The sequence below is a fragment of the Streptomyces sp. SD31 genome (genome assembly GCF_052068475.1).
In the GTDB taxonomy this organism is placed as follows: domain Bacteria; phylum Actinomycetota; class Actinomycetes; order Streptomycetales; family Streptomycetaceae; genus Streptomyces.
On record NZ_JBQHCX010000005.1, the window covers coordinates 295,056 to 310,678 of the forward strand.

Consider the following 15,623-nt stretch of genomic DNA (forward strand, 5'->3'; position numbering starts at 1 on the left):
CATGCCCACCAACGGCGCTCCTACGAAGATCACGCAGGGCTCCCAGACCAAGGGCGGCATCGGTGAGTCGACGCTCCGCCCGGACGGCACCCTCAAGGTCACCGGCGAGTTCGCGTACTCGTCCGACATGTGGCACGAGGACATGCTCTGGGGTCAGATCCTGCGCTCCACCGTCGCCCACGCCGAGATCGTGTCCATCGACACGAGCGAGGCGCTGGCCATGGCGGGCGTCTACGCCGTCATGACGTACGACGACCTGCCGACCGAGGTGAAGAACTACGGCCTGGAGATTCAGGACACCCCGGTCCTCGCGCACGGCAAGGTCCGCCACCACGGGGAGCCGGTCGCGATCGTCGCCGCCGACCACCCGGAGACCGCGCGCCGCGCCGCCGCCAAGATCAAGGTGGAGTACCGCGAGCTGCCCGTCATCACCGACGAGGCCTCCGCGACCGCCCCGGACGCGATTCTCATCCACGAGAACCGCGACGACCACCACAGCGGCCACGTCCCGCACCCGAACATCGTGCACCGCCAGCCGATCATCCGCGGCAACGCGGAGGAGGCCGCCAAGAAGGCGGACGTGATCGTCAAGGGCGAGTACACCTTCGGCATGCAGGACCAGGCCTTCCTCGGCCCGGAGTCCGGCCTCGCCGTGCCGGACGAGGACGGCGGCGTCCACCTCTACATCGCCACCCAGTGGCTGCACTCCGACCTGCGCCAGATCGCGCCCGTGCTCGGCCTGCCCGAGAAGAAGGTGCGGATGACGCTGGCCGGCGTCGGCGGCGCCTTCGGCGGTCGCGAGGACCTGTCGATGCAGATCCACGCCTGTCTGCTGGCGCTGCGGACCGGGAAGCCCGTAAAGATCGTTTACAACCGCTTCGAGTCCTTCTTCGGGCACGTCCACCGTCACCCCGCCAAGCTCCACTACGAGCACGGCGCCACGAAGGACGGCAAGCTCACCCATGTGAAGTGCCGGATCGTGCTCGACGGTGGCGCGTACGCCTCCGCGTCGCCCGCGGTCGTCGGTAACGCCTCCTCGCTCAGCATCGGCCCGTACGTGGTCGACGACGTCGACATCGAGGCCATCGCCCTCTACACCAACAACCCGCCCTGCGGCGCCATGCGCGGCTTCGGCGCGGTCCAGGCGTGCTTCGCGTACGAGGCGCAGATGGACAAGGTGGCGAAGAAGCTGGGCATGGACCCGGTGGAGTTCCGGCAGCTGAACGCGATGGAACAGGGGACGATCATGCCGACCGGGCAGCCGGTCGACTCCCCGGCGCCGGTCGCCGAACTGCTGCGCCGCGTCAAGACGATGCCGATGCCGCCCGAGCGCCAGTGGGAGAGCAGCGAGGGCGCGGACGTACGACAGCTGCCGGGCGGGCTCTCCAACACCACGCACGGTGAAGGCGTCGTACGCGGTGTCGGCTACGCGGTCGGCATCAAGAACGTCGGCTTCTCCGAAGGCTTCGACGACTACTCCACCGCCAAGGTGCGCATGGAGGTCGTCGGCGGGGAGCCGGTGGCCACCGTGCACACGGCCATGGCTGAGGTCGGCCAGGGCGGTGTCACCGTCCACGCGCAGATCGCCCGCACCGAGCTGGGCGTCACGCAGGTGACGATCCACCCGGCGGACACGCAGGTGGGCAGCGCCGGTTCGACGTCGGCCTCGCGGCAGACGTACGTCACCGGTGGTGCCGTGAAGAACTCCTGCGAGCTGGTCCGCGAGAAGGTGCTGGAGATCGGGCGCCGCAAGTTCGGCTCCTACCACCCGGCTTGGGCGACGGCGGAGCTGCTGCTGGAGGGCGGCAAGGTCGTCACCGACGGCGGCGAGGTCCTCGCCGACCTGGTGGACGTGCTGGAGGGCGAGGCCGTCGAGGTCGAGGCCGAGTGGCGGCACCGCCCCACCGAGGCCTTCGACCTGCGCACCGGCCAGGGCAACGGCCACGTCCAGTACTCCTTCGCCGCGCACCGCGCCGTCGTCGAGGTCGACACCGAGCTCGGCCTGGTGAAGGTCATCGAGCTGGCCTGCGCCCAGGACGTCGGCAAGGCGCTCAACCCGCTGTCCGTCCTCGGCCAGATCCAGGGCGGCACCCTCCAGGGCATGGGCATCGCGGTGATGGAGGAGATCGTCGTCGATCCCAAGACCGCGAAGGTCAGGAACCCGTCCTTCACCGACTACCTGCTCCCGACCATCCTCGACACGCCGATCATCCCGGTCGACGTGCTCGAACTCGCCGACGAGCACGCCCCGTACGGGCTGCGCGGCATCGGCGAGGCCCCCACCCTGTCGTCGACCCCGGCCGTCCTCGCGGCGATCCGGAACGCGACCGGGCTGGAGCTCAACCGCACGCCGGTACGGCCCGAACACCTCACGGGCACGGCGTAAGTCACCAGTCTCTCCGGGCGGCACCGGGAACGTCACACTTCGCCGCGCCGCCCGGAGTACCCAGATCGTTCGTCTCGGGCCGTCCCCCGGGTCGTGCGGCCGAAGCACCTTCCCAAATCCCGCAGCCGCCACGGCGGTTGGAGATGCGGGTGTCCCTATGAACCTTGGGAGTAGGCCCACATGACCCAGCAGTCACTGGAGCCGGCGACGACAGCCGAAGACGCGGGAGAAGGCACCCGCGTCCCGGCCGGCAGGTCCTGGCTCGACCGGTACTTTCACATATCCAAGAGAGAGTCCACGATCGCGCGCGAGGTGCGCGGCGGCATCACCACCTTCATGGCGATGGCGTACATCCTCCTGCTCAACCCGCTGATCCTGTCCGGCAAGGACGCGGCGGGGGACACCCTCGCCCAGAAGGCCCTGATCACCGCGACCGCGTTCGCGGCGGCCTTCACCACGCTGCTGATGGGCTTCTTCGGCAAGGTGCCCCTGGCCCTCGCCGCCGGCCTCTCCGTCTCCGGTGTCCTGGCCTCGCAGGTCGCCCCGCAGATGACCTGGCCGCAGGCCATGGGCATGTGTGTGATGTACGGCGTGGTCATCATGCTGCTGGTCGTCACCGGCCTGCGCGAGATGATCATGAACTCGATCCCGCTCGCGCTGAAGCACGCGATCACCATGGGCATCGGCCTGTTCGTCGCCCTGATCGGCTTCTACAAGGCGGGCTTCGTGCACCAGGGCGAGGCGACCCCGGTCACCCTCGGCCCGGCCGGTGAACTGGCCGGCTGGCCCGTCCTGCTCTTCGCGGTCACCCTTCTCGCGATCTTCATGCTCCAGGCGCGCGGCATCCCCGGCGCGATCCTGATCGGCATCGTCGGCGGCACCGTCCTCGCCGTCGCCCTCAACGCACTCGACGTCATCGACCCCAAGCAGTGGGCCAGCGGCGCACCCGAACTGCACGGCAGCGCCGTCTCCATGCCCGACTTCTCGATCTTCGGCAACGTCGAGTTCGGCGGCTGGGGCGAGGTCGGCGCGATGACGGTCGGCATGATCGTGTTCACGCTCGTCCTCGCCGGGTTCTTCGACGCGATGGCGACGATCATCGGCGTAGGCACCGAGGCCAAGCTCGCCGACGACAAGGGCCGGATGCCGGGCCTGTCCAAGGCGCTGTTCATCGACGGCGCGGGCGGCGCGATCGGCGGCGTGTCCGGCGCGTCCGGCCAGACCGTGTTCGTCGAGTCGGCGACCGGCGTGGGCGAGGGTGCCCGTACGGGCCTGTCCTCGGTCGTCACCGGCCTGTTCTTCGCGGCCTGCCTCTTCTTCACCCCGCTGACGGCGATCGTGCCGGGCGAGGTCGCGGCCGCCGCCCTGGTGGTCATCGGCGCCATGATGATGATGAACGCGCGGCACGTGGACTGGTCCGACCGGGCCACCGCGATCCCGGTGTTCCTCACCGTCGTGATCATGCCGTTCACGTACTCGATCACGGCCGGTGTCGCCGCCGGTGTCATCTCGTACGTCGCCATCAAGGCCGCGCAGGGCAAGGCTCGGGAGATCGGGGCGTTCATGTGGGCCCTGACAGGCATCTTCCTGGTCTATTTCGCCCTCAATCCCATTGAGAGCTGGATGGGCGTGCACTAGCCAGTCACTGGACCGCCCTCCGCACAACCGCTGTTAAGGAGACCGACAGATGCTGGACATCGCCGAAGAGCTGCACCGGTGGGTCGAGCAGGGACGTGACTTCGCCGTGGCCACCGTGGTGGCGGTCGGCGGCAGCGCGCCCCGCCAACCCGGCGCCGCGCTCGCGGTGGACGCCGACGGCACGGCCATCGGCTCGGTCTCCGGCGGCTGTGTGGAGGGCGCGGTGTACGAGCTGTGCCAACAGGCGTTGCAGGACGGCGAGACGGTCCTGGAGCGCTTCGGCTACAGCGACGAGGATGCCTTCGCCGTCGGCCTGACCTGCGGGGGCGTCATCGACATCCTCGTCACGCCGGTACGGGCCGCCGACCCGGCCCGCCCGGTGCTCGCGGCCGCGCTGCGGGCGGCCGCGGGCGGCGAGGCGGCGGCGGTGGCACGGATCGTGTCGGGGCCGGGCGAGCTGATGGGCCGGGCGCTGCTGGTCCGGCCCGACGGCTCCTGCGAGGGCGGCTTCGGCGCCCACCCCGAGCTGGACCGCACGATCGCGGCGGAGGCGGGCGCGTTCCTGGACGCGGGCCGCACCGGCACCCTGGAGATCGGCGAGCAGGGCTCGCGCTGCGGCGCCCCGCTCACGGTCCTGGTGGAGTCCTCGGTCCCGCCGCCCCGAATGATCGTCTTCGGCGCGATCGACTTCGCGTCGGCGCTGGTACGGATCGGCAAGTTCCTGAACTACCACGTGACGGTGTGCGACGCCCGCCCCGTCTTCGCGACCAAGGCCCGCTTCCCGGAGGCCGACGAGATCGTCGTGGAGTGGCCGCACCAGTACCTGGAACGGACCTCCGTGGACGCCCGTACCGTCCTGTGCGTCCTCACCCACGACGCCAAGTTCGACGTACCGCTGCTGCGGCTGGCGCTGCGCCTGCCGGTGGCGTACGTCGGCGCGATGGGCTCCCGCCGCACCCACCTGGACCGCAATGAGAGGCTGCGCGAAGTCGGCGTCACCGACCTGGAGTTGGCACGGCTCCGGTCGCCCATCGGGCTGGATCTCGGCGCCCGTACGCCCGAGGAGACGGCCCTGTCGATCGCCGCGGAGATCGTCGCCAACCGGCGGGGCGGGAGCGGGGTCTCACTGACGGGCGCGCACACGCCGATCCATCACGACGCGGTGTCCTCGTCGACGCCGGCGGGGCGGATCGGGTCGGTGGCCTGAGCCCGGGGTGCCGGCTGGTCGGGCCAGGCGAAGGCGTAGGCCGGGTCGCCGCCCCGGCCGATCCTGACGTAACGAAGGAGCTCGCGGACGATGCCCGCGTTGCCCATCGCCCACCCGGTCTCCGCTTCGAGGTCGCTCGGGGTGGCCCGGTGCTCGACGTTGGACCAGCGGACGCCGTCGGCGTCCCGGGTGGCGCGGGCGGCGAGGTCGGCGACGAGGAGCTGGGCGAAGCCGTGGCCGTCTCCCTGCTCGGCGATCCGGTCGCAGGCCAGCGCCAGCACGCCCGCCGTGCCGCAGCAGCGGCCGTTGTTGTCCCAGAAACCGGGGCGCAGACGGCGGGGCACACCGGAGTGCGTGACGGTGTGCCAGCAGCGGTCGGTGAGGGACGACCAGGGGGTGGGGTCGCCGAGCAGGTCCCTCAGCAACCGGAAGACCTGGGCGTCACCGGTCGGGCCATGGCACCAGCCGTAGTTGTACCGCTCGACCACATCGGGGCGGTGGTGCGGGTCGGAGTGGGGGACGAGGAAGCCGTCGGGCCCGTCCTCGTTGCGCGACACGACGTCCGCGGCACCGGCCAGGGCGAGTTCGACCAAATCCTTTCGGCCGGTCGCGTGGCCCACCGCGGCCAGGCCGTACACGATGCCGAGCGTGCCGTGTGAGATGTGATGCATGCGGGCGGGCGCGCCGGGCCGATGCTGCCACTGGATCCCGGCCGGGGTCTGCTCGGCTGTGCGGGCATAGGGCTCCATCGCCTGCACGGCCAGGTCCTCCTGCCCGGTGAGGAGCGCACCGAGGCCGATGCCCGCGTTGCCGCCCATCAGCTCGAACAGCTCGCCCCAGCGTGTCCCGTCGAAGCGTGAGCGCACCAAATCCAGGGCCCGGTCCGCGGCGGCGCCGGCGGCGGTGTCACCGAGGTCGTCGTGGACGGCCCGCAGCGCGAGGGCCATTCCTGTGCGGCCGAAGTACAGGGAGTCGTGCTCGTAGGTCTCGACGGAGTCCGCCAGACCGCGGGCCGCTCGGAGGGCGGCGTCCGCGTAGGAGTCGTCGCCGAAGTGCCGCCATGCTTCCAGGAGCACCGGGACGACTCCCGCCGTACCGCCGTAGAGCAGGGGATCGGGCTCGTCGTCGGAGGGCCTCCTCGGCCATACGAGGCCGCCGCCCCCGCTGTCACGCGCGACGGACAGCAGCCACCGCAGACCGTCCACCGCCAATGCCTCAACTTCGTCCGGCGCCACGCTCGTTGCCCCTGTCTCGGTCATGGCACCAATCTGTCAGGCGCGCCGCGCGGGACTCAGCCCCGCAGCACGAAGCACCGCACCCCGCCCGCATCGAGGTCGTACCACTCCCCGCGCCCCCACCCCTGCGTCACGGCCGCCACGTCCTCGGCCGTCACCCCGATGTACCGGCGCTCCCGCGGCAGCCGCTCCGCCAGCGGTGTCGTCACCACCCAGGCCCCGCCCGGCGCCAGCAGCCCCCGCACCCGTTCCGCGACCGCCGTCTTGTCCGCCATGAAGGCCAGGACGAGTCGCATGGTCACGAGGTCGAATCCCGCCCGTGGCAGGGCCGCCGCGACCTCGTCCGCGTCCTCGAAGTCCAGGCGGCGCACGCGCAGGCGCGGCTCCAGATCCGCGTACCGGTCGCGGGTCGCCGAGACCGCCGCGTCCGCCCAGTCGACGGCGAGCGTGTCGTAGCCGAGGCCCGCGAGCGCGGCGGCGTAGGTGCCGAGCCCGCAGCCGATGTCCAGGGCCCGGGCGCCGGCGCGGGGCCGTACCGCCTCGCCGAGCAGCCGAAGTTCCTGTTCCCTGACGCCCCGAAAGCCCCGTCCCCGCGCGAAGTGGTCCTCCCAGAGGGCCTGCGTGACCGGCGTCATGGCTGCCTCAGCAGCCGGTTCACCGCGCGCCCGAACACATACCGCGCCGCCCGCTCCAGTACGCCGTCGAACAGCCCCGGCAGCGGGCGCACCCGCAGTTCCTCGCGCCACACCACGCGCGCGCGTCCGCCCGGCCCGGGCCGTACCTCGATCTCGGCCCAGCCCGTCACCACCTTGCCCCGCTTCTCCAGCCGGCACAGACCAGGAGCGTTCTCACCCGGCGGCTCCCACGTCGTGACCTCCATGGGGTCGTCGAACGCGAGCGGGCCGATTCCCGAGCGGGCCACGAAACGGGAGCCCACGCGGGTCGGCGGGGGCGTGGTGACCGTGACACGGGTCAGCGGGACCACCTCGCCGTGCCGGGGCCACTCCGTCAGGCGGCGCCACGCCTCGTCGAGGGGGAGGGGAACCGTGCGTTCGAGGAGGAAGGTGACCACGGAGCGATCCTAGGGAATCGGAACTGGTCATCGGCATGGTCATCTACGTGTCATACGGCCGTACAGGCTGTGCCTCACCTGGTGAGGCACAGCCTGAGACGCCTCACTGGGCGTAGAACGTGGCGTCCGCCCTGCTCGTCGCCGTGCTCACGGCCTGCACCTGCAACAGGTACTCGTAGTGCCGGATGTAACGGCCGGCGTAGTTGTACGACTCGTAGGAGACGCCTGCCGAGTCGGACAGCCCGGCTCGCTTGTAGAAGGTCGCGTCGGACGCGAACTGCGTCGTGCCGTCGTTCTTCTCCAGCCATACCTCGAAGTTCTTGTGCCGCAGGTAGTAGCCGGGGAAGTTGGCCGACTCCAGGGAGACGGTGCCGCTGCCGGTCAGGCCGGTGACCACGCGGAACTGCGAGTCGGCGAGCGGGGAGACGTTGGCCTCGATGCGGGCGCGGTACTCCCAGTGCCGGATGAAGCGGTCCGCGAAGTTGTACGACGACAAGCGCTGCGGCGTGGCCCCGTCGGCCACCGGGATGCCGAAGTCGGGGGTGCCGTCGGCCTTCCAGTACAGCTTCTGGACGCGGGTGCGGCGGTTGGGGTCGTTGAGCGGGTCGCCGCTGATGTCCTTGTAGCTGCGGTCGTGGTAGACGAGGATGTCGCTCTTGCCGTCCTCGGAGACGGTGAAGGAGTTGTGGCCCGGGCCGTACTGGCTGGTGGCGGCGTTGCTGGTGAACACCGGCGTGGAACTCTTGGTCCAGTTCGCCGCGTTGAGCAGGTCGGCGCTCGCGGAGGCGGACAGCAGCCCCAGGCAGTAGTTGCTGTCGGTGGCGCTGGCGGAGTACGACATGAACACCTTGCCGCCGCGCTGGATCACCGCCGGACCCTCGTTGACCTTGTAGCCGACCGTCTCCCAGGAGTAGGTGGGCCGCGACAGCATCACCGGCGTGCCGGTGATGGTCCAGGGGTTGGCCATCTTCGCGAGGTAGATGTCCGTGTTGTTGTTCACGGAAGGGTCGCGCTGGGCCCAGGACAGATAGCGCACGCCGTTCACGACGAAGGTGGTGGCGTCCAGCGAGAAGCTCTCCCACTGGGTCTTGATCTGCCCCTTCTCCGTCCAGGCGGCGGTCAGCGGGTTGGCGCCGGTGCCCTCCAGGACGTACATCCGGATCGCCCAGATGTCGTTGGTGGCGCCGGCGGCGAAGTAGACGTACCACTTGCCGTCGATGAAGTGGATCTCCGGCGCCCAGATGTGCGCGCCCATCACACCGCTGGCGTGCTTGGTCCAGATGGTGACCTCCTGGGCCGTGGACAGGCCCTGGATGGTCGTCGCCCGGCGCAGCACGATGCGGTCGTACTCGGGGACGGACGCGGTGAAGTAGTAGTAGCCGTCGGTGTGTTTGAAGATGTGCGGGTCGGCCCGCTTCTCCGCGATCGGGTTGGTGTAGGTCACGGCGGGGGAGTCGGGCACGGCGGCCTGGGCGGCGGGGGCCGGGCCGACGAGGCAGGCCGCCAGGGCGACCAGGACGGCCATGAGCAGCCGTACGGCTATGCGTCTCAAGGGAGTTCTCCGGATCGGAAAGGGCGCTCAGAGGGGGGATCGGAGCGGGTGATCAGCGGCGGGATCAGGTGGTGGGGACGAGCTTCCACTGCTGGCAGTTGTTGTTCAGCCACGTCCACTGCCGTACGTCGGTGCCGTTCGCGGTGCCGCAGTCGGCGACGTCGGCGACCTTGCCGGTGGACTCGTTGACGATGCGGACGTAGTCGCCGCTCGCGGTGAAGACGAGGCGGTAGCGCTGGCACTTGTTGTTCAGCCAGGACCACTGCCGGATGTCGGCGCCGTCGGTCGCGGAGCACCCGGCGGTGTCCATCACCTTGCCGGTCGCCACGTTGACCAGCCGGTTGGTGTCGTCGCCCAGGTCCTCCAGCTTCCACTTCTGGTTGGCGCCGCCGGTGCAGCTCCACTGGAAGATGTTGGTGCCGTCGGCGGTGTTGCCGCCGTTCACGTCGAGGCACTTGCCGCTGTTGCGGTTGACCAGGGTGTACGACGTCGGCGTCGCCGCCGTCTCGCCGGACGGGCCGGGCAGGGTGGTGCCGAGGGCGACGGGGGTGCCGAAGTTCGGGGTGCCGTCGGCGTTCCAGGTGAACTCCTGGGCGCGGGTGGTGCGTCCGTTGCCGCAGCCGCCGTTCGACGCGGAGTTGGCGTGGTAGACGATCCAGTTCTCGGTGCCGTCGGGCGAGGTGAAGAAGCCGTTGTGGCCGGGGCCGTAGACGCTGTTCGCGTCACTGCGCTGGAAGACCGGCGTCTGCTTCTTGGTCCAGGAGGCAGGGTCGAGCGGATCGGAGCCGGTCAGCTCCAGCTGCCCGAGTTTGTAGTCGGCGGTCTGGCAGGAACTCGCGGAGTACGTGAGGAAGGTGCGGCCGTTGCGGTAGAGCGGCTCGGGGCCCTCGTTGACGGGGCTGCCGGAGCGCTCCCAGTCCAGGGTCGGGCTGGAGATGATCGTGAAGGTGTTGCTCGCGAGGGTGTACGGATTGCTCAGCGGGGCGATGACCAGGCTCTGCGTACTGCCGTTGATGAACCCGCTGCCCATGAGATACAGCTTGTTGTTCGCCTGGAGCACACTCGCGTCGATCAGCCAGCCGCCCGGCGTGAGGTTGGACCCGGTGAGCGAGCCCTTGTAGGTGTACGGCCCCATCGGGTCGGTGCCGGCGCTCTCCAGGACATGGGTCCGCTGCGAGTCACAGCAGGCGACGCCGCTCTGCCCGGCCGAGTAGTACACGTACCAGTGGCCGTTGAAGAGGTGCATCTCCGGCGCCCAGAAGTTGGTGTTCCGGGTCGACGTGGTCTCCGCGTACACCTGCACGTTGGGCGCGGTGGCGAGGCCCGCGAGGGTCGGCGACTTGCGGATGCCGAGGATGCCGGTGAACGTCGTGGTGATCAAGTAGTAGTTGCCGTCGTGGTACTGCAGCCAGGGGTCGGCGCCCTTGAACGACTTCAGCGGGTTCGTGTACGGGCGGCCGTCCGCCGCGGACGCCGGTTGCGTGGTCGCCACCAGGGCCAAGAGCGCCGCGAGTACGCAGAGGATCAGTGATCTGCGGCGCTTCCTGAACGGCGGGTGAGACATCCGGGGCATACGACACCGTCCCTGTCTGGTATATCGAACGGAGTTCGTCATTCCGATCGTGATTGAGATCAGAAGATAAGAGTGGGTGGTGCTCCCGTCAACGGTTTCGTCATGTGCGCTTTACAAACCCGCGTGCGGACGCACGCCCGGCGTGGGTGCGCGATCATGCGCTTGCCCGTTCAGGTGATGAAGGGACGGATGGGCTGCCCGCCCCCCGCCCGCCCCGTATCCAGGGCCCATGGACAATCACCGCGCACCTGTCGGCCCCGCTCCCTTCTCCCGGAGGCAGTTCACGACTGCGTCCGCCACGACGGCCGCCCTGGCCGCGTTAACCCCGACCGCGGCCGCGGCTGCCGCCGCACCCGCCGCACCCGCCGTCCCCCACCAGGCCCCCAGCCGGCCGCGCTCCACCGCCGACTGGGACACCTGTCTGGCGGTCGCCCGCGCCCTGCTGGTGGTCGACGACCACGACCGGCCGCTCGTACCGACCTACCGGAAGATCCTCGACTCCGGGCTCCCGCGTGCGAAGACGACGACCGCGAAGAGAATCCTCGTCGTCGGCGCCGGACCCGCCGGCCTGGTCGCCGCCTGGCTGCTGAAGCGGGCCGGGCACCATGTCACGCTCGTCGAGGCCAACGGCAACCGCGTCGGCGGCCGCATCAAGACCTTCCGCACCGGCGGGCACGAGCAGGCGGCGCAGGCCTTCGCCGACCCGGCCCAGTACGCGGAGGCCGGTGCCATGCGCATCCCCGGCAGCCATCCGCTGGTGATGAGCCTCATCGACCAACTCGGCGTCAAACGCCGCCGGTTCCACCTCGTCGACGTCGACGGCGAGGGCAAACCCGTCAACAACGCCTGGCTGCACGTCAACGGCGTCCGCGTGCGCCGCTCCGCGTACGCGAAGTCGCCCCGCGCCATCAACCGCTCCTTCGGCGTCCCCCGCGAGCACTGGGACACCCCCTCGTCGACCATCCTGCGCCGCGCACTGGACCCGGTACGCGACGAGTTCAGCACCGTCGGACCGGACGGCAAGCGTGTCGACAAGCCGATGCCCGAGCGGGTCAAGGGCTGGGCGCGGGTCGTGCAGAAGTACGGCGACTGGTCGATGTACCGGTTCCTCACCGAGGAGGCGGGCTTCGACGAGCGGACCATCGACCTGATCGGCACCCTGGAGAACCTCACCTCACGGCTGCCGCTCTCCTTCATCCACAGCTTCATCAGCCAGTCGCTGATCAGCCCCGACACCGCGTTCTGGGAGCTGGTCGGCGGTACGGCGACGCTTCCGGACGCGCTGCTCAAGGAGGTCGCCGACGTCCTGCGTCTCGACCGGCGCGCGACCCACATCGAGTACTGGGCCCCCGGCCGGCCCGGCGCCGACGACACCTCCCACGTCGGCGCCAAGGGCCCGCACGTCTGGATCGACACCGTCTCCGAGGGACGCGACGGCAAGGTCGTGCGCGAGCAGTTCACCGGTGACCTGGCGATCGTCACCGTGCCCTTCTCGGGGCTGCGGCAGGTGCAGGTCAGCCCGCTGATGTCGTACAAGAAGCGGCGCGCGGTGGCCGAGCTGCACTACGACAGCGCTACCAAGGTGCTGCTCGAATTCGGCCTGCGTTGGTGGGAGTTCACCGAGGCCGACTGGAAGCGGGAGCTCGACGCCGTACGCGCCGGGCTCTACGACGACTACCGCAAGGGCAAGGCCCCCGCCGACGGCAGTCTCCTCGGCGCCCATCCCTCCGTCCCGGACGGCCACATCAGCGACGCCCAGCGCGCCCACTACGCCGCCAACCGCTGGGCCACCCGTGACCAGCCCGAGGCGGCGCACATCATCGGCGGCGGGTCGGTCTCCGACAACTCCAACCGTTTCATGATCAACCCGTCCCATCCGGTCGAGGGCAGCAAGGGCGGCGTCGTCCTCGCCTCCTACAGCTGGGCCGACGACGCCTCCCGCTGGGACTCCCTCGACGAGGACGCCCGCTACCCGCACGCGCTCCGGGGGCTGCAACAGGTCTACGGCCAGCGCGTCGAGGTCTTCTACACCGGCGCCGGGCGGACGCAGAGCTGGCTGCGCGACCCGTACGCGTACGGAGAGGCGTCCGTCCTCCTCCCCGGTCAGCACACGGAGTTGCTGGAAGCCATCCGCAGCCCCGAGGGCCCGCTGTACTTCGCCGGGGACCACACGTCGGTGAAGCCGTCGTGGATCGAGGGGGCCCTCGAATCAGGGGTGCGGGCGGCCCTGGAGGCGCACGGGGACTGAGGCGCCGTACGACTCAGTTGCTCTGCGGCAGGGGCTGTTCCGTCCAGATGACCTTGCCGTGAGCCGTGTACCGCGTCCCCCACCGGTCGGCGAACTGCGCCACCAGGAACAGGCCGCGGCCACCCTCGTCCGTCGTGGCCGCGCTGCGCAGATGCGGGGCGGTGCTGCTGGCGTCGGAGACCTCGCAGATCAGGGCGCGGTCGCGGATCAGGCGGACGTGGATGGGGCCGGTGGCGTGGCGGAGGGCGTTCGTGACCAGTTCGCTGAGGATCAGCTCGGTCGTGAACGCCTCCTCCGCCAGCCCCCAGTCCTCCAGGGTCCTGGTGGCCGCCGCCCGGACCCGGGCCACCGCCGAGGGGTCGTCCGGGACGTCCCAGGCCGCCGTGCGGTCGGCGGGGAGCAGTCGCGTCCGGGCGACGACGAGGGCGACGTCGTCGCGCGGACGCTCGGGCAGCAGGGTCTCCAGTACCGCCTTGCACGTCTCCTCCGGCGTCCGGCCGTGCGTCGGCGGGGCCGCGGCGAGCGCCCCGCGCAGCAACTCCAGTCCCTCGTCGATGTCCCGCCCCTGCTGCTCCACCAGCCCGTCCGTGTACAGGACGAGACCGCTGCCCTCCGGCAGTCGCAGCTCGGTCGCCTCGAAGGGCAGGCTGCCGCCCAGGCCCAGCGGCGGGCCGCCGGGGACGGCGGGGAACTCGACGCGGCCGTCGGGGTGGACGAGGGCCGGTTCGAGGTGGCCGGCGCGGGAGAGGGTGCACAGCCCGGAGGACGGGTCGTACACGGCGTACAGGCAGGTGGCCCCGGTGACCGGCGCGGCCTCGCCGTCGCCCTCGTCCTGGTCGATCCGGACCACCAACTCGTCCAGATGGCCGAGGAGTTCGTCGGGCGGCAGGTCCAGGGTGGAGAAGTTGTGGACCGCGGTGCGCAGCCGTCCCATCGTGGCCGCCGCGTGCAGCCCGTGTCCCACGACGTCCCCGACGACCAGCGCCACCCGCGCGCCCGGCAGCGGGATGATGTCGAACCAGTCCCCGCCGACCCCGCCCTGCGCCGCGTGCGCGGGCAGATAGCGGTAGGCGACGTCGAGGGCGCTCTGCGCGGGCAGGGCCCGGGGCAGCAGGCTGCGCTGGAGCGTGACCGACAGGGTGTGCTCGCGGGTGTAGCGGCGGGCGTTGTCGATGCTGACGGCCGCGCGGGCCACCAGCTCCTCGGCCAGCGAGACGTCGTCCGGCTCGAACGGCTCGGGCCGGTCGGCGCGCCAGAAGGTGGCCATGCCCATGATCACGCCGCGGGCGCGCAGCGGGACCGTGAGCATTGAATGGATCCCGAAGTCGACGAGTCTGCGGGCGTTCTCGGGATCCTGCTCCTGCCAGCCCGAGAAGGCGGGCATGTCCGCCTCCAGCACGGTCTGGCCCGTGCCGAAGCCGAAGGCCTGCGGGGTGGCCGGGGCGAAGTGGATCAGCTTGCCGATCGGATAGAGCGGGCTGCCCTCCCGCACCCCCCGGAACGCGACCCGGCGCATGTCGGTTCGGCCCAGCTTCGGCTCCCCGCCGCGCAGCACCGGGTCCGCCAGGTCGATGCTGACGAAGTCGGCGAACCGCGGCACCGCGAAGTCGGCCAGCTCCTGCGAGGTGCGCGTGACATCGAGGGTGGTGCCGATCTCCAGCCCCGCGTCGTACAGCAGCTTCAGCCGCTCCTGCGCCACGTCCGCCCTGCCGGTCATCGTGCGCAGCTCGGTGGTGTCCCGCAGCGTGGCCACGCTGCCGGGCGGCCCGCCGGCCCGGTCGGTCGAGCGCTGGCTGACGGCCAGCAGCCGGCCCCGCGCCAGGTGCACCTCGTCGGTGGCGTCCCGCCCGGAGGCGAACAACCCGGCCAGGTCGCGTCCGAGGCCGAGGTCGCGGCAGGGCCGTCCCTCCGCGTCCGCGGGCAGCCCGAGCAGCCGGCGCGCCTCGTCGTTCGCCAGCGCCAGCCGCCGTCGGCCGTCCAGGATCAGCACACCTTCCCGTACGGCGTGCAGGACGGCGTCGTGATGCTCGTACATCCGCGTCATCTCGGCCGGCCCCAGCCCGTGCGTCTGGCGCAGCAGCCGCCGGCTGACCAGCGCGGTCCCGCCGGTGGCGAGGGCGAACGCGGCCGCCGCCGAGACGAGCAGCACCGGCAGCTGGTGGTCCACGATCCCGCCGACGCTGGCCAGCGTCACCCCGGCGGCCACCAGACCGACGACCTTGCCGTCTCCGTCGGTCACCGGGACCACGGCCCGTACCGACGGGCCCAGGGTTCCGGTGTATGTCTCCCGTACGACCCCGCCCGCCGCGGCCGGTGCGATGGTGCCGATGAAGTGCTCGCCGATGCGGTCGGGGTCGGGGTGCGTGTAGCGGATGCCGTCCCTGGTCATCACGACGACGAAGTCCACGTCGGTCGCCTCGCGCGCCGCCTCGGCACGCGGCTGGAGCAGCGCCGTCGGGTTCGGATCGGCCAGGGCCTCGACGACGCCCGGCGCGTTCGCGAAGACCTCGGCCACGGCGAGGGACCGGTTGCGGGCCTCCCGCTCGCTGTCATTGCGGACCTGCAGCACCAGGGCAGCCACCGCGGCGGCGACGAGGAGCAGCACGATCGCCGCCTGCAACATGAAGACCTGCCGGGCGACGGTGCGCGCGCTCAACAGGGAGCGCAGGCGGCCGAGGAATCCGGCCATGGTTCTTTTCTAGCATGGGGCGC

The 15,623-nt window shown here is 70.9% G+C and carries 10 protein-coding genes; 4 read left to right on the plus strand and 6 right to left on the minus strand.

Going from position 1 to position 15,623, the window contains the following annotated elements; all coding sequences use genetic code 11:
* The first annotated feature begins 1 nt into the window (after position 1).
* The 3 genes from ACTMVF_RS13335 to ACTMVF_RS13345 all read left to right on the plus strand — a co-directional run bounded on the left by ACTMVF_RS13335 (position 2) and on the right by ACTMVF_RS13345 (position 5,231).
* Positions 2-2,386, plus strand: a complete 2,385-nt coding sequence (locus ACTMVF_RS13335) for a xanthine dehydrogenase family protein molybdopterin-binding subunit (RefSeq protein WP_441271199.1) — start codon at positions 2-4, stop codon at positions 2,384-2,386.
* A 180-nt stretch (positions 2,387-2,566) separates the two neighbouring features.
* On the plus strand, positions 2,567-4,024 hold the full coding sequence (locus ACTMVF_RS13340) for an NCS2 family permease (protein WP_441271200.1): 1,458 nt from the start codon (positions 2,567-2,569) through the stop codon (positions 4,022-4,024).
* 49 nt (positions 4,025-4,073) lie between these two features.
* Positions 4,074-5,231 carry an XdhC family protein gene (locus ACTMVF_RS13345; protein WP_441271201.1) on the plus strand — a complete coding sequence of 386 codons (1,158 nt, stop codon included), beginning with the start codon at positions 4,074-4,076 and terminating at the stop codon, positions 5,229-5,231.
* Here the strand turns inward: ACTMVF_RS13345 and ACTMVF_RS13350 are convergent.
* The 5 genes from ACTMVF_RS13350 to ACTMVF_RS13370 all read right to left on the minus strand — a co-directional run bounded on the left by ACTMVF_RS13350 (position 5,177) and on the right by ACTMVF_RS13370 (position 10,654).
* A complete protein-coding gene (locus ACTMVF_RS13350) occupies positions 5,177-6,490 on the minus strand; it encodes a lanthionine synthetase LanC family protein (RefSeq protein ID WP_441271202.1) in 1,314 nt (437 codons plus the stop codon). The genes ACTMVF_RS13345 and ACTMVF_RS13350 overlap by 55 nt on opposite strands.
* 32 nt (positions 6,491-6,522) lie before the next feature.
* A complete protein-coding gene (locus tag ACTMVF_RS13355; protein ID WP_441271203.1) occupies positions 6,523-7,101 on the minus strand; it encodes a class I SAM-dependent methyltransferase in 579 nt (192 codons plus the stop codon).
* Entirely contained in the window at positions 7,098-7,538 is a 441-nt protein-coding gene (locus tag ACTMVF_RS13360) for an SRPBCC family protein (protein ID WP_441271204.1), read from the minus strand. The genes ACTMVF_RS13355 and ACTMVF_RS13360 overlap by 4 nt, the downstream gene beginning before the upstream one ends.
* A 103-nt stretch (positions 7,539-7,641) precedes the next feature.
* Positions 7,642-9,063 (minus strand): family 43 glycosylhydrolase, encoded by a 1,422-nt coding sequence (locus ACTMVF_RS13365; protein WP_441271355.1) that lies wholly within the window; start codon positions 9,061-9,063, stop codon positions 7,642-7,644.
* 91 nt (positions 9,064-9,154) lie between these two features.
* Complete coding sequence (locus tag ACTMVF_RS13370) at positions 9,155-10,654, minus strand: family 43 glycosylhydrolase (protein ID WP_441271205.1); 1,500 nt, start codon at positions 10,652-10,654, stop codon at positions 9,155-9,157.
* Positions 10,655-10,892: 238 nt separating this feature from the next.
* Here ACTMVF_RS13370 and ACTMVF_RS13375 point away from each other — a divergent pair, with 238 nt between their 5' ends.
* Positions 10,893-12,911, plus strand: coding sequence for a flavin monoamine oxidase family protein (locus tag ACTMVF_RS13375; RefSeq protein WP_441271206.1), 2,019 nt, complete (start codon positions 10,893-10,895; stop codon positions 12,909-12,911).
* A gap of 13 nt (positions 12,912-12,924) precedes the next feature.
* On the opposite strand, the gene ACTMVF_RS13380 is transcribed toward ACTMVF_RS13375, so the two are convergent.
* A complete protein-coding gene (locus ACTMVF_RS13380) occupies positions 12,925-15,600 on the minus strand; it encodes a SpoIIE family protein phosphatase (RefSeq protein WP_441271207.1) in 2,676 nt (891 codons plus the stop codon).
* Positions 15,601-15,623 lie beyond the last annotated feature (23 nt).